Below are 18,963 nucleotides of genomic sequence, written 5' to 3' on the forward strand. Positions count from 1 at the left end.
TAGAGAGTCTCATGAATCAAAACGACTGGAGCCATTTTTCTAACCACTCTCTAGGCAAATGAATTGTAGCTAAATCAATGGTCTGTAATTCATTTAGAGTATAACTGTTAGCAAGATACATATCCCATTGTGCATCGATATCGTTTGCTACTTCAGTCGCTTGTTCACTTAATGGATAAGTTCCACGTCCGTCAGTTGCAAGATGATAGTAATCATTATGGTAGACGTCAATCATATACCGGTAACACCAATCTGCCAATTCTTCATGTGTGATGTTGCCATTTAGTGCGGCCAAAATGTGCTCTTTTAGCTGTTGATCAGAATAAATGGTATTCATGAGGCACCTCACGCTATATTTTCTATAAGATATCAAAAACCCGGTCCCTCTGTAAAAGGGATCGGGTTATTAATTAACTTATTTCGATGGTTTAAAGACCATTGTCGCTTCCACTGCTTTTTGCCATCCAGCATAGCGTTGTTCACGATCGTCTTCTTTCATCTCTGGTTTAAACTGATGATCGAGCTTCCATTGTTGTTTGATTTCCGCTTTATCTTTCCAGTAACCGACGGCTAATCCAGCAAGGTAGGCTGCACCGAGTGCTGTCGTTTCGTTGATTTCTGGACGATCGACAGGAACGCCGAGGATGTCCGATTGGAACTGCATCAAGAAGTTATTGGCTACAGCACCACCGTCGACACGAAGTGTTTTCAGTTCGATTCCAGAATCTTGTTCCATTGCTGTCAATACGTCGCGTGTTTGGTAAGCAAGTGATTCAAGCGTTGCCCGAACGAAGTGCTCCTTATCAGTTCCGCGTGTTAATCCGAAGATCGCCCCACGAACATCTGAATCCCAGTACGGCGCGCCGAGACCAACGAAGGCAGGAACGACGTAGACGCCGTCTGTTGAGTCGACTTTCGTTGCGTAACCTTCTGAATCTTTCGCGTGTTTCAACATACGGAGTCCATCACGGAGCCACTGGATCGCAGAACCAGCGACGAAGATAGAACCCTCAAGCGCATATTCGACTTTTCCATCAACGCCCCAAGCAATCGTCGTCAGGAGTCCATGGTCAGAAGAAACGGCTTTCTCACCCGTGTTCATGAGCATGAAACAACCAGTACCGTATGTGTTTTTCCCTTCACCCGCTTCAAAGCATGTTTGACCGAAGAGTGCGGCTTGTTGGTCACCAGCGATCCCGGCGATTGGCACTTCGTAACCGAAGAAGTGATACGGTACCGTTTTGTCGTAGACTTCACTCGACTGACGAACTTCTGGCAACATCGAAGCAGGAACACCGAGGATATCGAGTAACTCTTCATCCCATTTTTGTTCGTAGATGTTATACATCAATGTTCGTGAAGCGTTCGTGTAATCCGTGATATGCGTTTTTCCACCAGACAGTTTCCAAACGAGCCACGTATCGATCGTACCGAAGAGTAATTCACCGTTCTCTGCTTGCTCACGCGCACCTTCGACATTATCAAGGATCCATTTGACTTTCGTACCAGAGAAGTAGGCATCAATCAGAAGTCCTGTTTTATCACGGAACTTCTGGTTCAAGCCTTGTTCTTTTAAGTCGTCACAGATACCAGACGTTTGACGCGATTGCCAAACGAGTGCGTGATAAACCGGTTTACCTGTTTCTTTGTTCCAGACGACTGTCGTTTCACGTTGGTTCGTGATTCCGATTCCGGCGATTTGCTCAGGTTTGATATCTGCAGTTCCGAGTGCTTCTGCCATGACAGCAAGAATTGAACCCCAGATTTCGTTTGCATCATGCTCGACCCAGCCTGGTTGTGGGAAGTATTGCTTGAATTCCCGTTGTGCCGAGTTGACGATTTTCCCGTCGTGATCGAAGATGATCGCACGTGAGCTTGTCGTACCTTGGTCGAGTGCTAGGATATACTTGTTTTCCATTTCGAAATCCCCCTTGAGCGGTATGTGTTAGTGAGACGTGATCTTAGTAGATCAATTGATAGATGAACACGGCAAGCGCTCCACCGATGATTGGACCGACGACTGGAATCCATGAGTAGCCCCAGTCAGATGAACCTTTATTCGGAATCGGTAAGATAGCGTGTGCGATACGCGGTCCAAGGTCACGGGCCGGGTTGATGGCATATCCTGTTGTACCACCAAGTGATAGACCGATGACGACGACGAGTAAACCGACGATAAGTGGTTTTAAGCCGTCACCGAATGTCGTTAAACCGAGCGCCAAGATACCGAAGACGAGAACGAATGTCCCGATGATTTCAGAAATCAAGTTCGACGGCGTATGGCGAATCGCTGGACCTGTTGCGAACACACCGAGTTTTGCAGCTTGATCATCAGTCGCTTCAAAATGTTTCATGTAATGAAGCCAAACGAGAATGGCGCCGATGAAAGCTCCGACAAGTTGTCCGGCAATATAGACAGGAACGTCTGCCCACGGTAAATCAGAGTTTAAAGCAAGTGCAATTGTTAAAGCAGGGTTCAAGTGCGCTCCACTCTCAGCAGCGACGAATGCTCCTGTCATGACGGCAAGACCCCAAGCGAACGTGATGACAATCCATCCGCTGTTTTCGGACTTCGTCTTTCTCAAGACGACACCGGCGACGACACCATCCCCGAGCAGAATGAGGATCATCGTACCGATCATTTCTAGTACAAAGTTATTCATGCAAAACCCCTCCCTTTGGATTAAAGCAAATAATGGTCTTTCTACTTTAAATTACTCCGATTTGATAACGTTTTCAATACATATAATTGAAATATAGGAATGGAAATTTTTTATTTTAATGTTTAAAGATACGAAAAATTGGATAGGAAAACACCTCGTCTTGCCTGCAAGCAAGCAAAAGAGGTGTTAACGACGACGCTTTTTTCTTTTTTTAGGTCGAAACCAACTACTGGAATAATCTAGTAGGATATGAATTGTACTCGCCACCATGATACCAATGACAAAAGCGGGTAGGGAAGCGAACCAGGAATCGATGGTCTCTGACGCGATGACTTGAAAATACAAGCTGAGAAATAATAAGGGAATCACAAGTGCAGCACTATAAAGGAGTCGAATGACATCCCCAATGATCAATCCGTGTGACCAGATCGAGCGGTGGGGCATGATCTTCACATAAGGCATCCACAGGACTCGAAATGGTCCAAAGCGATAATACGGTTCTGACTTTAAATCGAGGTCAGGTGACAACCAAAGCGTACCGACAGCGATACCGATGGCAGTCGGTAACCAATCGGTTTGTTGCGTTGCGACCGAATACGCAACGTAACCCGTCAGTGCGACGGTATTGACGGTATCATGTACATTTCCTGAAGGCATGAAAAAAGACCAGTCGTAACTGGTCCCTCCGTCAATGAATCGTCCGATACACGCCGATTACCTTACCAAGAATGGAGACATTATCGAAATACATCGGATCCATCGAGTCATTTTCTGGTTGTAGACGTACCTGTTGATCTTCTAAGAAGAACCGTTTCACCGTCGCTTCGCTATCTTCGGTCATAGCTACGACGATTTCTCCGTTTTCTGCTGTGTTTTGTTGGCGTACGATGACACGATCGCCGTCAAGAATACCTGCGTTAATCATCGATTCACCATCGATCGTCAACATGAAGACCGTTTCGTTTCCTACATAATGTGCAGGAAGCGGGAATTGTTCTTCGATGTTTTCAATCGCTGTAATCGGAAGACCAGCTGTGACTTTCCCGATGACGGGAACATGAACGATGGCTTCCGTGATTTCTTCAGGCTTATCCAGCAATATCTCAATCGCACGTGGTTTCGTCGGGTCACGGCGAATCATTCCCCGTTTCTCGAGTCGATCCAAATGACCGTGTACCGTCGAGCTAGACGCGAGTCCGACTGCTTCTCCGATTTCACGAACTGATGGTGGATACCCCTTCAGTTTCACTTCAGAGACGATGTAGTCGAGAATCTCTTGTTGGCGCTTAGACATTTTCCGCATACGAATTGCCACCTCTTTCTGGATTGAATTTTGAAATGTAAGAATATATGTTTCTAAATTCACTATAACATAGAACAAATGAGCGTACAAACAATTGTTCGACATTTTGTGTTGACCGAACACGGGTTCTGTGTTTATTATGAGTTATGCGAACAATTGTTCCGCGAACGTTTATTCTAACTCATTCATTTCATATTTGGAGGGATTCATGATGATTCATACGATTCGTACTCATGCTTTTTCTATTCTCTTCTATGCATTAAGTATTGCCTTCGTGATCTTTTTACTCACACCACGCCCGGATGAAAAAGTGGCTCAACTAATGACAGCTTCCGTTACGGTCGATGAGAACGCTACAGTCGAACAAATTGCTGAAGTCTACAATGACGGTTCGATGTCAGATGAGGAATACGTCAACTGGTTGATTAAAAATAATGATGTCGAGACAAAACATGTCATCTCAAAAAGCAAAATCGTTGTACCAATCGCACAACAATGACAAAATGGAAAAGTTGTGAAAGAACGAACAGGGATGTGAGGTACGATGAAGGTCGTGATTTATTGTCGAGTATCGACCGAAAAAGAAGCACAAGATAGTTCGATTGAACGCCAACGGATGGAGCTTTCGAAGGTTGCTTCTCAAAAGGGATTTGATGTCGTGGACATCGTCTCTGAAAAAGAGAGTGGATATGATGTCGATCGGGAAGGGATGCTGACGGTTCTTGATCATGTGACACGTGACGCGGTAGATGCGGTCCTCGTGACGGATGATACACGGATTGGTCGTGGGAATGCAAAAATCGCTATTTTGCATACATTCAAAAAACATGGGGTCCGCTTGATGACGCTTGATTCAGATGGAGAATATCAACTTGCGGATGCAGAAGCGATGGTCCTTGAGATCGTCTCACTCGTGGAAGAATACCAACGGAAACTGCATAATGCAAAAATCGCCCGTGGCATGCGGCGAGCAGTCGAACAAGGTTTTCGCCCGGAACGAAATCTCAATCGTCAAGGAGAGAACGCAGGACGTAGTCGAAAAGACGTACCGATCGAAGAAATTGTACGTCTTCGAGAACTCGGATTGACGTTTTCTGATATCGCCATCACCTTGCGGGGGATGGGGCATGATATTTCAAAAGCAACGGTCAATCGTCGATATCTTGAATACCGCGAACTGACACCTAGCCCGGAATGAGAAGCAAGTAACCCGTCGACTGACGCGGTTAACTTGCTTTTTTTTATAAGCTCTTTTACAGTAAGAATACAATTGAACAACTCAAGTTTGAGTCATAAAGAAAGAGGGATTCCATGTTATCACAAGAACAATTAGATCGAATCAATGCATTAGCGAATAAATCAAAAGTCGAGCCGTTATCAGAAGCGGAAACGGCAGAGCAAAAAGAATTACGTGCAGCGTATCTCGCAGCATTCCGTGGATCGTTCAAAAACCAACTCATGGGCATGAAAATCGTCGATGAAGAAGGAACGGACGTAACACCAGAGAAATTGAAACAAGCACAAGAAGAAGAACGGAATAAACAATAATCGTTTGTTCCTTCTATAGAAGAAAGAGGTTTCGCGTTAAGCGGACCTCTTTTTTGTTTAGCGCTGTTAGATGAGGAAACATTGCACGATAGCAATACATCTTAATAACGATCTTTCATCAATTCATGCATCCTGTATGAGTCGATAGAACGGCTATAGATAGCGCATTCATTTGAATGTGACATACTATTTAGAAAAGTTGTATCACATTTAAGAGTGTGCTAAAATGAGTAGGAATTTGTGAAAAAGAGAGAGGATGATTGTTTTGACGAACATGACGACAGTAGAACAATTAGCAATTAATACGATTCGTACCTTATCGATTGATGCCGTACAAAAGGCGAATTCGGGTCACCCAGGTATGCCAATGGGAGCAGCGCCGATGGCATTCTCGCTTTGGGCGGATCATATGAACCACAACCCTAAAAATCCAGAATGGTTCAACCGCGACCGTTTTGTACTTTCAGCCGGACACGGTTCGATGCTTCTCTACTCACTCCTCCACCTATCGGGATATGATCTATCAATGGATGATCTTAAATCATTCCGTCAATGGGGATCAAAAACACCAGGTCACCCGGAATATCGTCACACGGCTGGTGTAGATGCGACGACAGGTCCACTTGGTCAAGGGATTGCAATGGCAGTTGGTATGGCGATGGCAGAACGTCATCTTGAAGCAAAATACAACCGTGACGATCTCAATGTCGTCGATCACTTCACATATGGAATTTGTGGAGATGGAGACTTAATGGAAGGTGTCTCAGCTGAGGCGGCTTCACTCGCAGGTCACCTTGGTCTTGGTAAATTGGTCGTATTGTACGATTCAAACGATATCTCACTTGACGGCGATCTCGATAAATCATTCTCTGAAAACGTCCAGAAGCGCTTCGAAGCGTACAACTGGCAAGTCATTCGCGTAGAAGACGGAACGGATATCGATTCGATTTCGAAAGCAATCGCGGCGGCAAAAGCAGAGACGACAAAACCAACGTTGATCGAAGTCAAGACAGTCATCGGCTTCGGTTCACCGAACAAGTCAGGGAAATCGGCTTCTCACGGTGCACCACTCGGTGAAGCGGAAATCAAATTGACGAAAGCTAGCTACATTTGGGATCACGAAGAGTTCTACGTCCCTGAAGAAGTCAAATCATTGTTCGACGAGCGAATCGTCCAACGTGGTGCTTCTGCGGAAGACGCATGGAACGAAACGATGAAACAATACGAAGCAGCGCATCCAGAATTGCATGCGGAACTCGTTCGCGCAATCGCAAACGAATTGCCAAGCAACTGGGAAGCAGATCTTCCGACGTACGACTTGTCATCGAAAAAAGCGACACGTCAAACGAGTGGTGAAGTCTTGAACGGTCTTGCGAAGAACGTTCCGACATTATTCGGTGGTTCAGCTGACCTTGCAGGATCGAACAACACGATGCTCAAAGGCGAAGCAGACTTCGATATCGACCCAAGCGGTCGTAACATCTGGTTCGGTGTACGTGAATTCGCAATGGCTGCGGCTGTCAACGGTATGGCCCTTCACGGTGGCGTCATTCCTTACGGCGCGACATTCTTCGTCTTCTCGGATTACCTCCGTCCAGCTGTTCGTTTAGCAGCATTAATGGGACTTCCATCAATCTTCGTCTTGACACACGACTCGATCGCTGTTGGGGAAGATGGTCCAACACACGAGCCAGTCGAGCACTTGATGAGCTTCCGTGCAATGCCGAACGTCACGATCTACCGCCCAGCAGACGGAAAAGAGACGATCGCAGCATGGAAAACAGCGGTTCAAGCAAAAGACAAACCGACACTTCTCGTCTTGACACGTCAAGCTCTTCCTGAACTGGAAGGTACGACGACAGAGGGCGCTGAAAAAGGTGGTTATGTCATCGCTGGTGACGTCACGAAAGCTGATACGCTCTTAATTGGTACGGGTTCAGAAGTTCACCTTCTTGTCGAAGCACAAAAAGAACTTGGTGAATCAGCAGCTGTCGTTTCGCTTCCATCATGGGAAGTATTCGAAGCACAGTCAGCAGAGTACAAAGAATCAGTTCTTCCGAAACACATCACGAAACGTGTAGCGATCGAAGCAGGGGCTTCACTCGGTTGGTACAAATATGTAGGAACAGAAGGACGAGTCATCGGAATCGATCGTTTCGGCGCATCTGCTCCTGGAGACTTCCTCTTGAAAGAATACGGCATGTCTGTTGAGAACGTATTAGCGACAGTCAAGCAACTCGGATAATCACTTCCGGAAAAAACGGGTCCGATCTTACGTCGGGCTCGTTTTTCATCTATTATCATCTATGCAAACAATTGGAATTATAGTATAGTAAAAAGCGACGTTTTAAGTTAGAGGAGGAAGCAACTTGGCTACATGGATTTGGATTTTAATTGCCCTTCTTTGCTTGGTAGCAGGTGTCGCCCTTGGTTTCTATATCGCTCGTCGATACATGATGAACTACTTGGAGCAAAACCCACCAATCAACGAAGATATGATTAAGACATTGATGATGCAAATGGGTCAAAAGCCATCACAAAAGAAAGTCAACCAAGTGATGCGTTCAATGAGTGGTTCAATGAAATCACCTAAAAAATAAGCTGTACGAAAGGGGACCAAATGGTCTCCTTTTTATTTGCTATTTTTTAGAAAGAGAACTAATCTAAAATGTGAGACTATTTAAAATAATCATAGGATTTAAAAAAGGGGGGAGACTTGAATGGGAGTCTTCAGGAAACTCGGTTGGTTTTTCCGACGAGAATGGAAAGCGTATAGTCTTGGGGTCGTCTGCTTGATTTTTGTAGCAGCGTTAGAACTCATTCCACCGAAGATCATCGGGACGACAGTCAATGGTCTAAGCGAGGGGAGCTTGACGAAGAATGATTTGATTCGTCTAGCAGGTACATTGTTGCTCATCGGGGTCGCGACGTATTTCATTCGTTATTTTTGGCGTTTTCATATCTTTGGGGCATCGATTCGTCTCGGTCGATTGTTACGCAGTCAACTGTATGGTCATTTTTCAGATTTGGATCAATCGTTCTATAAGAAATATCGGAGCGGAGATTTGATGGCGCATGCGACGAACGACGTACAGGCGGTATCGATGACAGCGGGTGCCGGTATTCTAACGCTCGTCGACTCGGTGACGATGGGGAGCTTCGTCATCATCACGATGGTTACGACGATCAGTTGGAAATTGACGCTCGTATCACTTCTACCGATGCCGCTGATGGTTTACTTAACGTCACGCTACGGGAAAATGTTACATTCGCGTTTTCATGACGCGCAGGAAGCCTTCTCCGACTTGAATGACAAGGTCGCGGAAAGCATTAGTGGTGTCCGTGTCTTAAAAGCAACAGGAGAAGTGGAGTCTGATGTACAGACGTTTACGGATCTATCGGATGACGTCGTCCAAAAGAACCGTCGTGTCGCAAAAATCGACGCGCTGTTTGACCCGACGATTTTTGGATTAGTCGGTCTATCGTACATCATCGCTGTCGGATACGGTGCGTATCTGTTACAACAAGGCGAAATCCGAATCGGTGACATCGTCTCATTCACTACATATCTTGGTTTATTGACATGGCCGATGCTCGCCTTCGGTTGGTTGTTCAACATCGTCGAACGTGGTCGTGCTTCTTACGATCGGATCGAGCGGATGCTTGCGATTGAACCGGAAATTAAAGACGCAAAAGAAGCAGCAACGAGTGTTTCCTCACCAGAACTCCATGTTGGGATTGAGCGTTTCATCTATGATACGCAACCGGTCTTACAAGACATCGATGTGACGTTGAAGCCCGGTAAATCGCTTGGCATCGTCGGGAAGACGGGTGCCGGGAAATCGACGTTCGTTCGCTTATTGTCTCGCGAATACGACGTCAAACAAGGCGCCATCACGATTGGTGGACGAGACATCAAACAATTGACACGTGACACCGTCCGTCGTCAAGTGGCGATCGTTCCACAGGATCATTTCTTATTCTCGGCGTCGATTGCCGACAATATTGCTTTTGCAAAACCGGATGCATCAATGGAAGACATCATGGAAGCGGCACGTATTGCAGCGGTTCATGATGATATTCTTGGATTTAAGGAAGGGTACGCGACGATGGTCGGGGAGCGTGGGGTGACGTTATCCGGCGGTCAAAAACAACGGATCTCGATTGCCCGGGCATTATTAGCAGACTGTCCGATTTTAGTGCTCGATGATGCCTTGTCTGCGGTCGATGCCAAAACCGAGGAAGCAATCATCCATCACTTCCGCACGGCGGATCACGATCAGGCACAAATCATCGTTGCCCATCGCCTGTCGGCTGTGTCGCATACCGATGAAATCATCGTCCTTGAAGACGGTCGGATCATCGAACGGGGCACGCATGAACAGTTACTCGCCCATGACGGTTGGTATAAAGAGACGTACGATCGCCAGCAACTAGAATCACTTGTCGAACAAGGAGGGCGTTCCGAATGAATCATGATATCAATGAAAAAGCCGTCCTGAAGCGATTGCTTGATTTCGTCAAACCGTTCAAAAAGCAAGTCAGCATCGCCTTCATCCTGCTATTCATTACGACAGCGGCAAAACTCGGTGGACCATATCTCGTCAAGATTTTCATTGATGAATACGTCGCACCGGGTACGTACCCAGTACAGGAAGTCGCACTTTTGTTTACAGCGTACTTGTTACTGCATACGACAGGGATCATCGTCGATTACTTGCAAGCGTTCGAATTCCAAAAGATTGCCTTGCAAGTCATTCAACGCTTACGCATTGATGTGTTCCGTCATGTCATGCACCTACGGCTTGCCTATTTTGACCGGACGCCTGCCGGAGTGCTCGTGTCCCGGATCACGAACGATACGGAAGCGATCAAGGAGCTCTACATCGGTGTCTTGTCGACATTCGTACAAAGTGGTGTCCAGTTGATCGGAACATATATCTTCCTCTATCTACTAGAGCCGCGACTCGCGACGATTGCATTACTGTTGTTACCATTGTTTTATTTCATCATTTGGATTTACCGAAAGTATTCGACGAAGTATTACGCGGAAGTCCGCGATTTACTATCGAAAATCAATGCCCAACTGAACGAATCCATCAACGGTATGGCGATCATTCAACAATTCCGCCAAGAAAAACGCTTGATGGCAGAGTTCGAGGAGACGAACGTCGCCCACCAGAATGGCCGTTATAAGAACTTGAAGCTCGATAGTTGGTTACTGCGACCAATCATTGAACTGTTACTCGCCATTTCAATTGCGACACTCGTAACGTATTTCGGTGTCCTATCGTTCTCACAAACGGTCCAAGTCGGTGTCGTCTATGCCTTCATCAGCTACATGGAGCGGATCTTCCAACCGGTTCAGCAAATCATGCAACGGTTGTCCGAGTTCCAGCAAGCTGTCGTCTCAGCAGACCGTGTATTCAAGGTCCTCGATACGGATGAGCCAGAACCAACGAAACAACTCGAAGGGGATGCACGAGTGTCGGAAGGACATATCGTCTTTGAAGACGTGCGCTTTAGTTATGACGGAGAGAAGGATGTCTTGAAAGGGATTTCGTTCGAGGCGAAAAAAGGACAGACGATTGCGCTCGTTGGTCATACGGGAAGCGGGAAAAGTTCAATCATCAATATCTTGATGCGTTTTTACGCGTACCAATCGGGTCGGATCTTGATCGATGGTCAACCGCTTGAGCAGTTATCAGAAGAAGAACTACGACAGCATGTCGGACTCGTGTTGCAGGATTCATTCTTGTTCACGGGAACGGTCGCGGATAACATTCGATTATTCGATAGTTCGATTTCCTTTGATCGTGTCGAAGCAGCTGCTAAATTTGTACAAGCGGACGGATTCATCAATCAACTCGACCAGCAATATGACAGTCCCGTTGCGGAACGGGGGGCGACGTTCTCAGCTGGGGAACGTCAGTTGATCTCCTTCGCACGCACGATGGCGCGGGATCCGAAAATCCTGATTCTTGATGAAGCAACCAGTTCGATTGATACGGAGACAGAGGAGAAAGTACAAGTCGCACTTGAACGGATGCGTCAAGGGCGGACGACGATTGCTATTGCCCATCGTCTATCGACGATTCAAGATGCAGATTTGATTCTTGTATTGCATCAAGGGGAAGTGATCGAGCAAGGAAATCACCAAGAATTGATCGCACAAGATGGTCTGTATAAGAAGATGTATCAACTGCAATCCGGTCATGTCACGGTCTCTTAAATAAAGACATAAAAAAGCCTGCCAGGCGGTCTCGCCCGGCAGGTTGTTTGTTTTGATTAGTAGACTGTAACTGTGACGTTTTGGCGTCCCCAGTTGAGTGCTTCTTGTTGTGAACCAACGAGAAGGTCAAGTTTGTTACCTTGGATTGCGCCACCACGGTCGAGTACGATTGCTTCACCAATGCCTTCGATGTGCATACGTGTACCGATCGGGTATTGTGAAGAAGCTGCTACGATACGCATACCATTGTACGTGATCGTATTCGTAACGTCATAACCGCTTGCTGTCAACGCACGACCGTTGTAAAGTCGGCTACCATTGTTAGATGGGTCGTTCGTGTAAGCAGTGACGTTCATTGTCACTTTCGTACCTGATTTTGCAGGTATCGATTGTTTTGTTGCAGTTGCTGGTTTAGCAGCTGCTTTTGGTGCTGGCTTCGCAGCTGGTTTAGCAGCAGGTTGTGCTTGCGCTGCTGGTGCTTTTGATACGCCAGCGAGTGAAGTATAGTCGCTGTGTACGTAGCGTGTTTTACCATCGATTGTTGTTTTGATCCATGCACCAACTTTAGCTTCTACGTTGACTTTTTCGCCTTTGTAGAGGTTACCGACATCTTTCGAGCTTGTCGTTGGTTGTGTGCGGACGTTTAGTACTGCCGTAGTAACTGTCGCTTTTTTAAAGTCGAATGAGCCTGCTGCAGACGTATACGCACCATGGACATAACGTTTTTGACCGTTAACTGTTGTTTTGATCCATGCGCCAGAACGTCCTTCGACATTTAATGTTTGACCTTTATATACATTGCCTACGTCTGCTGATGCAGTTGTAGGTGCTGTGCGTACGTTGAGTACTGGTGTATTTACTGTTACGGTTTCTGAGGCAGCCTCTGTCTCTTGGGCAAATCCTACTGATAGAGCTGTTGCTGCAAGACCGGCAGCGAAAACTGCTTTTTTCATTATTGATGTCCTCCTGACATATGCTGTGTTTACTGTTCCTACTTTACACGGCAAATCTGACCTGTGCGTTTACAGGTCAATGTCATTCGAGTTACAAACCGAGCTTTTGTGACAACAAGATTGCAAAAGAGCAGTTTTTGTCATCTATAGGAAATACTGATTATGAAAAACGGGTGTTTATAGGTCTTTAGGCTTACTGAATATAAAAAATTCGCACAATTCAACAGAAAAAAGCCTTAAAAATAGAAATTGTGGAATCCTTCTATCGTCTGATGATGAAAAAGTGAAACGGATGATAATAGATCAATACTTGACGATCGTCGTCACACCGAACGCTGTCAGATAAGAACGATGGTACAATTCCTGCATCCAACCATCAGCGGAGAGCTGAAACGTGCCGTGAATCGTTTGGTACGTTCGCTGGCGAATATTGATTTCAATCGGCTCTAGTAGCGGAGTGGACGGTAGATGGTCATGCATGCTGTCATTTTGATTTTCGATATAGAGCAGCTCGAGGACATCTCCTTCCTCCATATAACGCTGTAGATAAATCATGAACTCCCACTGATCAGCACCTTCGATCGTATACAAGTAGGGCATCGTGAATCGTCCTCGCTTCAATGAGACGTATTCAAGCGGTTCGACTTCATGTACGTATAATTGAGAGAGATCGTCAGGTATAAAGAGGGGGCGAGAACTAGCAATGAATGTAAGAGCGGACATAAAGCACCTCCATCAGAAATAAGAAACCATAAAAAAGTCAGCATTCATACTCGAATGCTGACCAAATCGTGCATTAAGATAAGAGCGGTTCGTTCGAACCGTGAATGGTGTAGTTTTGGACTGTCCGTGAATATTCTAAAAGCAGGACGTCAAGTTCATGGCTAAGTTGTAAAACACGCGGGGAGGTGAAGCTGGACTGGTCAGCTTGATGATATAGTTCGCTACGTTTGGCTTCGATGGCTAACGTCAATAGTTGTTGTGTCGTCATAGCAGTTTCCCTTACATTGGTGTCGTATCCATATTCTAGCAAGTCCATTTACTAGGCGCAACGAGATTTCAGTAAAATCGACGAAATGTAATTTTTTTGTAATTTTGGCGGACACGAATCTTTTGCAACTTTCTGTGAGATAATAGGTGCTAAATGCAGAGGAGTTTGGCAAAATAGAGGAGGAACTTCTTCTATAGTAGTAAAGGAAAGGGGATGCTCATGATGGAGCTCTCGTTATGGTTAGCGTTTGGAGCAGGATTATTATCTTTCGTCTCTCCATGTACGCTACCACTGTATCCTGTGTTTCTCTCATACATCACAGGCGTGTCGGTAACGGATTTAAAAGAACGGGGCGTACGAGAAAAGCGATCCTTGTTTCATACGTTAGCGTTCCTCGTTGGTTTTGCGATGGTATTCGTTGTACTCGGTTTATCGACATCGTTGTTCGCAGATGTCTTTATCACATATCGGGATACGTTACGGATGGTTGGGGCACTCGTTATCTTCGTATTTGGGATTGTTCTCGTCGGATTATGGCAACCAACATTCTTGATGCGTGAAAAGAAACTGAATCTCGGGGAACGAAAAGGAGGATACGTCGGGACGGTACTCGTCGGAATCGGTTTTGCAGCCGGTTGGACACCGTGTACAGGTCCGATTCTCGCAGGAGTCATCGGATTAGCTGCGACCAATCCGAGTCAAGGCATGTTCTACATGCTCGCGTATGTCCTTGGCTTCTCGATTCCGTTCTTATTGATGGCGTTCTTCGTCGGTCGTTCGCGCTTGTTTGTGCAGTATAGTCTGAAATTAACGAAATTCGGGGGAGCCTTGATGATGGTGTTCGGAGTCATGCTGTATTTTGATGGCTTGAGTAAATTCGCAGCATGGATGAGTGACATCGTCGGATTCACTGGATTTTAATCAAGGAAGTGATCGGATGATTTGGATATCAACTGGGGTAGCGCTCGTCATGGGATTGCTGATCAGCTTCATTCGTGTGAAGGCATCAGCAAAACCGACGAATGCTAAAAAAATCTTGATCCCTCCCTTTGCGATGTCGACGGGTATGCTACAGTTTTTATACCCAGCATCCCGTCTGACATGGACGGAAGTGGCAGAAGCATTGCTCATTGGAGCCATCTTCAGCATCTTTTTGATCAAGACATCCAATTTTTATGAAGCAGAAGGGCAGATTTATTTGCAACGTTCGAAAGCTTTTTTCATCGTCTTATTCGGTATCTTATTCATTCGGACGGTTGCGAAGTTCTTCATCGGCGGGCAGATTGATATTTTCGAAACGGGCGGCATTTTTTATCTCGTCGCATTCGGAATGATCGTCCCTTGGCGCTTCGCGATGTATATGAAATACAAACGAGTCAAGTCGGGCACCGTGCCGGTTGCTCACTTACCTCACTAAAAAACCGCTGAAGGCGACTTCGGCGGTTTTTCGTGCATCTTTCAATTTTGGAAGTATAATGCGTAGTCTCGCCAGTCGATGGCGTGCTCCGTTAGTGCTTTTTTCAAGAATTTATGATCGCGTTTCGGTGTCGCAGAAATATACCCTTTGACGACCAGTTCGGATGTCATCTCTGTCGCCCGTTCTTCAAGTGCGAACTGTCCGATCCGCCCGGCAATCTTGCGGCGTGCGACATCACGAAATGCCGATGGAACCGGCATGACGAGAGCATTCAATAACTCCATCGTCTCATCCGTCCAAAGGTGTCGTGTTTTGTCGATGTACTCAACTTCCCAGTCCATCATCGATTTACCGTCTTCTTTCGGTAACTTCTTGAGGAACTTCCGGAACATGAAAAACCCGCCAATCGCCATGAGTGTAATCATGATAAAGCCCCAGAGCAGAATCCCGTTCATGAACCATTCCATGCGCGACTCATCCCCCTTTCACATCAAATATAGATTAGCATAAATCAGGTGGACGTGCTATGATGAATGACGGAGAAAGTGAGGCGAAAGAATGCTGCAACCATACGTACAATTGGACGAGACCGGACAGCCCCGTAAAGGTGTTTTACCTGAAACAGCGGACGGTCGGATCGTTGAATTCTATTATGATACGAAGGGCGAAGAGATCACGGTCATCTTCGTCACCGTTCCGGCAGAAGATGCGAGCCGGAAGCGTGCCTTTACGGTCGGGAAAACGTTCAAGACGGTCTCGACACTCGAAGACTTCACGTTACTTCACTATGAATGGGCAAATGACCAGATTTTCGCAACACTTGAGATGTTCGCGGATGGGTCGAAACGTCAAATCGACGCTTCGAGATTGCTCGACTACTAAAAAAGAAGGAGATGCGGATTGCCGCGTCTCCTTCTTTTGATATTCAAGAAATATGAAGTCGGATGACCTCGTCATGCAGTTCAACCTGACCACCAATCGGAAACGTGAACAAAGGACTCGTATGTCCGAAGTCGACATTCGCAAGAACCGGTACGTGCTCTAGGACTGGATAGAGCGAGATCAGATACCGCAGATGCTCTTCCGTCATCTTCGTTGCGAGCTGGAAGCGCCCGAAGACGATCCCGCGAATCGTTTCGGCACCCGGTTGCGCCATCAATGAGGCGAAATCACGGGCGAACGTCGCTGGATGGACTTCGTAATCGTCTTCAAGGAATAAAACCGTATCCCGTAAATCAGGGAAGTGTGGTGTGCCTTGCAGGAGATTTAACGTACAAAGATTCCCACCGAGCAGTCGACCACTTGCTTGTCCCGGAGATAAGAGAAGTGGACCTTTGTTTGGTAACGTAATGACATGTCCGCGATCGTTATCACGCCAATGCACCGAAGGCTTGATCGTAACGGGATCCGTTCCAAACAACACTTGCTTGAAGTAATCGATCGTATAGGCGTCGCGATCACGGAAAGCCCGTAACATTGGTCCCGAGTACGTCACTAAGCCGGTATTCGTTAGAATGGCGTGACTGAGTGCTGTGATATCGGAGAAGCCACACAGGATTTTCGGATGTGTCCGAATCAATTCGTAGTCAAGTAAGTCGACAAGTTCATTCGTACTGAACCCACCGCGAACGCACAGAATCGCATCAACATTCGGATCAGCGAACGCAGCATGGAGGTCTGCAATCCGTAATTCAGGATCACTGGAACCGAACGGGTTGACGGCACGCGCATGTTGACTGATCGAAACACGTAATCCAAGTGATTCGAGGGTCTGGATCGCACCATCGATGATCTTCATCTCGACCGTCGAGAGGCTTGAGGCTGGTGCGATTAAGCGGACATGAGAACCATCCGTCAACTTCTTCGGAGTTAACGTCGGCAGGTGGGCAGCGATGATCTCCAAACGGTTACCGAAGGGATCAGCTGTGAAGAAACGACGACGTGGCGCAAGGCGTGTGTCATGCTCAACCGGATAACCGGCAGCTTGAAGAGCATCGCTCAAGGCTTCGAACGCAGCGACGGTTAATCCAGGATGCGCTTTTTTAGCAGGGGAGAATGGCTCCTCGATGCCGAGATGAAGTGCTGCACCATGATCCTCGAACCAGACACCACCACTGGCTTGAACACCAGCTGTTTTTTCGACTTCCTTCATATGTAAAAGCCCGGCATAAAATGCACGGGCGCGATCTTCTTCGTTTTTCGGCATAGCGAGCTGGACATGATCTAACATGAAGACACTTCCTTTACGAATGAGATTCAGGCAACGAACTGGGTGATCCGTTTTAGTTCACGTTCGACGAGGTTCAAGTAGAAGACACCTTCGATCCGGCGATCGAGAGACTGTGCAATCTCATAGAGATTCGTCCGAAGCGCTGCGAGATACGACGCTTCCTCACCAAGCGATTGACGATGGGCGAACGCATAGTGAGCGAGTAGGAACTGAAGATATCCACGATCAGTCAAGAACGGGATCAATTGTTTTTTCTCTTCCATCGACCAAGTATAGTTTGTATCATAATACATCTTCGCATACAGGTGATACGGTTCATCACCGCCTGTGAAGAGGGTTTCACCACGTTTGATTTCTTCAATCAAGCGTTCGCTCCAATCGAAGCGTTCTTTTTTGCGACTGAGGAACAACGGTAGGATGTATGGGTGAGCCTGATCCGGCATCCGCGAGCAACCGCGTTCATGCCGCAGTGCTGCATAAAGTAGCAAGGCACGATCTTCGAAGCCACGATCAATCGCATACGTCATCCGGCTGAATGCTTCACAGGACGGGCAATCACTGAGTTCGTCACTTGGCGCGTCAACCCATTCCGATAGATAATGATCGGCTTGTTCCTCGTCACCGAGTTTGCTGTAGACCATGAAGCTGATATAGTCACGTGTCCGAATAAAGCCATGCGCGTCACAGAAGTCGATGAAACGGTCGAGGTCTTCTTCGAGAAGCGAGACCGTCACATCTTCTTGTTCTGCCATATAGATCAAGTAGGACTTGTAGTTCCAGTACAAATCAAGTTCTTGTTTGGGAGTCAGTGTCATCTCATCTTTTCGGATCCATTCCATCAAGAGCGTGAAGGACACGAGAAACGATCGGAAGTGTCCTAAGTCAAATTGATTTTGTGAAAATGCCCATAAGGAGAGGAAGCGGAGTGAATCATCAGCTGTTTCCTCAAAGATGGCCCATAAGGCCTCACCGCGTGCAACGGAGGGTTCTTCTTCCTTTAAGCGAAGATATAAGAGATGGAGTTCTTCTTGAGGGTTCATCTGTACCCCTCCTTTCTTATATAAGTATACCACGAGCGTTTTGAGAAATCGCAATTGAGCGAGGGTGGAATAAAAAAAGATTCCGAACCGGCTCAATCGCGGTTCGGAATCATTTCAAGTATTTATGGATGAGTATCAGCTGTCGGATGTAGCAAATCATGTACCGTGTAACTATTGAGTACTTGATGGAACGCCGCAATGGCATCATCGAAGGCATCACGTGCCGGATTGAGCGAAGGGACCTCGTGAATACCTTCTTGCGGATCGAGAAAATGAACGGTTGGTTCAAACAGTTGTACGACGTCACCGATATGAATTGCATCTGGAGGACCTGCTAAGCGGAACCCACCTCCACGACCACGAACAGAATCAATCAGACCACTCTGTCCTAAACGATAGACTACTTTCATCAAATGATTCTTAGAAATGTCGTAACAATCCGCTACTTCCTGGATTCGGACTAAACGATCGGGATGGGCTGCTGCGAACAGCAGGGACCGAATCGCGTAATCCGTATAACGTGTCATGCGCATTTTCATCACCTACTTAACACACATACTAGGGGGGGACGCAAGCATTTACAACT

Annotated in this window: 22 protein-coding genes; 10 read left to right on the top strand and 12 right to left on the bottom strand. The window is 46.6% G+C overall.

Translation table 11 applies throughout. From position 1 onward, the window contains the following. Positions 1-16: 16 nt before the first annotated feature. The 5 genes from B4C70_RS03320 to lexA form a co-directional block, all read right to left on the bottom strand. A complete protein-coding gene (locus tag B4C70_RS03320; RefSeq protein ID WP_290776937.1) occupies positions 17-337 on the bottom strand; it encodes a hypothetical protein in 321 nt (106 codons plus the stop codon). Positions 338-415: 78 nt separating this feature from the next. Then, the gene (glpK, locus tag B4C70_RS03325) at positions 416-1,918 is read right to left on the bottom strand and encodes a glycerol kinase GlpK (protein ID WP_214855371.1); all 1,503 of its coding nucleotides are present in this window, start codon (positions 1,916-1,918) and stop codon (positions 416-418) included. 43 nt (positions 1,919-1,961) lie between these two features. Then, on the bottom strand, positions 1,962-2,663 hold the full coding sequence (locus B4C70_RS03330; protein ID WP_035408708.1) for an MIP/aquaporin family protein: 702 nt from the start codon (positions 2,661-2,663) through the stop codon (positions 1,962-1,964). A gap of 186 nt (positions 2,664-2,849) precedes the next feature. Next, complete coding sequence (locus B4C70_RS03335; RefSeq protein ID WP_035408706.1) at positions 2,850-3,320, bottom strand: metal-binding protein; 471 nt, start codon at positions 3,318-3,320, stop codon at positions 2,850-2,852. A gap of 31 nt (positions 3,321-3,351) precedes the next feature. Beyond that, positions 3,352-3,966 (bottom strand): transcriptional repressor LexA, encoded by a 615-nt coding sequence (lexA, locus tag B4C70_RS03340; RefSeq protein ID WP_023467770.1) that lies wholly within the window; start codon positions 3,964-3,966, stop codon positions 3,352-3,354. 208 nt (positions 3,967-4,174) lie between these two features. Between lexA and yneA the strand changes: the two genes are divergently transcribed. From yneA to B4C70_RS03375, 7 genes are all read left to right on the top strand, one after another. After that, positions 4,175-4,465 carry a cell division suppressor protein YneA gene (gene yneA / locus B4C70_RS03345; RefSeq protein ID WP_231925710.1) on the top strand — a complete coding sequence of 97 codons (291 nt, stop codon included), beginning with the start codon at positions 4,175-4,177 and terminating at the stop codon, positions 4,463-4,465. Between the two features lie 45 nt (positions 4,466-4,510). Continuing rightward, positions 4,511-5,164: a YneB family resolvase-like protein gene (locus tag B4C70_RS03350; protein WP_290776938.1), complete on the top strand. Its 654-nt coding sequence runs from the start codon at positions 4,511-4,513 to the stop codon at positions 5,162-5,164. 113 nt (positions 5,165-5,277) lie between these two features. Continuing rightward, positions 5,278-5,514: a DUF896 domain-containing protein gene (locus B4C70_RS03355; RefSeq protein ID WP_035398122.1), complete on the top strand. Its 237-nt coding sequence runs from the start codon at positions 5,278-5,280 to the stop codon at positions 5,512-5,514. A gap of 256 nt (positions 5,515-5,770) precedes the next feature. Continuing rightward, entirely contained in the window at positions 5,771-7,759 is a 1,989-nt protein-coding gene (tkt, locus tag B4C70_RS03360) for a transketolase (RefSeq protein ID WP_290776939.1), read from the top strand. A gap of 124 nt (positions 7,760-7,883) precedes the next feature. After that, positions 7,884-8,114, top strand: coding sequence for a YneF family protein (locus tag B4C70_RS03365; protein WP_012370001.1), 231 nt, complete (start codon positions 7,884-7,886; stop codon positions 8,112-8,114). A gap of 120 nt (positions 8,115-8,234) precedes the next feature. Further along, positions 8,235-9,986 carry an ABC transporter transmembrane domain-containing protein gene (locus B4C70_RS03370; protein ID WP_214728014.1) on the top strand — a complete coding sequence of 584 codons (1,752 nt, stop codon included), beginning with the start codon at positions 8,235-8,237 and terminating at the stop codon, positions 9,984-9,986. After that, positions 9,983-11,746, top strand: coding sequence for an ABC transporter ATP-binding protein (locus tag B4C70_RS03375; protein WP_058705250.1), 1,764 nt, complete (start codon positions 9,983-9,985; stop codon positions 11,744-11,746). The genes B4C70_RS03370 and B4C70_RS03375 overlap by 4 nt, the downstream gene beginning before the upstream one ends. Before the next feature lie 56 nt (positions 11,747-11,802). On the opposite strand, the gene B4C70_RS03380 is transcribed toward B4C70_RS03375, so the two are convergent. The 3 genes from B4C70_RS03380 to B4C70_RS03390 all read right to left on the bottom strand — a co-directional run bounded on the left by B4C70_RS03380 (position 11,803) and on the right by B4C70_RS03390 (position 13,690). Then, a complete protein-coding gene (locus tag B4C70_RS03380; RefSeq protein WP_290776940.1) occupies positions 11,803-12,699 on the bottom strand; it encodes an SH3 domain-containing protein in 897 nt (298 codons plus the stop codon). Positions 12,700-13,002: 303 nt separating this feature from the next. After that, positions 13,003-13,422 (bottom strand): hypothetical protein, encoded by a 420-nt coding sequence (locus tag B4C70_RS03385; RefSeq protein ID WP_290776941.1) that lies wholly within the window; start codon positions 13,420-13,422, stop codon positions 13,003-13,005. Between the two features lie 73 nt (positions 13,423-13,495). Next, positions 13,496-13,690, bottom strand: a complete 195-nt coding sequence (locus B4C70_RS03390) for an aspartyl-phosphate phosphatase Spo0E family protein (RefSeq protein WP_023467779.1) — start codon at positions 13,688-13,690, stop codon at positions 13,496-13,498. Between the two features lie 222 nt (positions 13,691-13,912). Between B4C70_RS03390 and B4C70_RS03395 the strand changes: the two genes are divergently transcribed. Beyond that, positions 13,913-14,611, top strand: coding sequence for a cytochrome c biogenesis CcdA family protein (locus B4C70_RS03395; RefSeq protein ID WP_023467780.1), 699 nt, complete (start codon positions 13,913-13,915; stop codon positions 14,609-14,611). 16 nt (positions 14,612-14,627) lie between these two features. Next, positions 14,628-15,107 carry a CcdC family protein gene (locus B4C70_RS03400; protein ID WP_149427051.1) on the top strand — a complete coding sequence of 160 codons (480 nt, stop codon included), beginning with the start codon at positions 14,628-14,630 and terminating at the stop codon, positions 15,105-15,107. Positions 15,108-15,148: 41 nt separating this feature from the next. Here the strand turns inward: B4C70_RS03400 and B4C70_RS03405 are convergent, their stop codons facing one another. Then, on the bottom strand, positions 15,149-15,574 hold the full coding sequence (locus B4C70_RS03405; protein WP_290776942.1) for a DUF2621 family protein: 426 nt from the start codon (positions 15,572-15,574) through the stop codon (positions 15,149-15,151). 91 nt (positions 15,575-15,665) lie between these two features. Between B4C70_RS03405 and B4C70_RS03410 the strand changes: the two genes are divergently transcribed. Next, complete coding sequence (locus B4C70_RS03410) at positions 15,666-15,989, top strand: hypothetical protein (protein WP_023467783.1); 324 nt, start codon at positions 15,666-15,668, stop codon at positions 15,987-15,989. A gap of 43 nt (positions 15,990-16,032) precedes the next feature. Here B4C70_RS03410 and B4C70_RS03415 read toward each other — a convergent pair whose 3' ends face one another. The 3 genes from B4C70_RS03415 to B4C70_RS03425 form a co-directional block, all read right to left on the bottom strand. Beyond that, positions 16,033-17,337: an LD-carboxypeptidase gene (locus tag B4C70_RS03415; protein ID WP_290776943.1), complete on the bottom strand. Its 1,305-nt coding sequence runs from the start codon at positions 17,335-17,337 to the stop codon at positions 16,033-16,035. Positions 17,338-17,363: 26 nt separating this feature from the next. Next, the gene (locus B4C70_RS03420; protein WP_290776944.1) at positions 17,364-18,377 is read right to left on the bottom strand and encodes a hypothetical protein; all 1,014 of its coding nucleotides are present in this window, start codon (positions 18,375-18,377) and stop codon (positions 17,364-17,366) included. Between the two features lie 122 nt (positions 18,378-18,499). Further along, complete coding sequence (locus B4C70_RS03425; RefSeq protein ID WP_290776945.1) at positions 18,500-18,910, bottom strand: RrF2 family transcriptional regulator; 411 nt, start codon at positions 18,908-18,910, stop codon at positions 18,500-18,502. Positions 18,911-18,963 lie beyond the last annotated feature (53 nt).

Source organism: Exiguobacterium sp. UBA5002 (assembly GCF_002396765.1).
Taxonomy (GTDB): domain Bacteria; phylum Bacillota; class Bacilli; order Exiguobacteriales; family Exiguobacteriaceae; genus Exiguobacterium_A.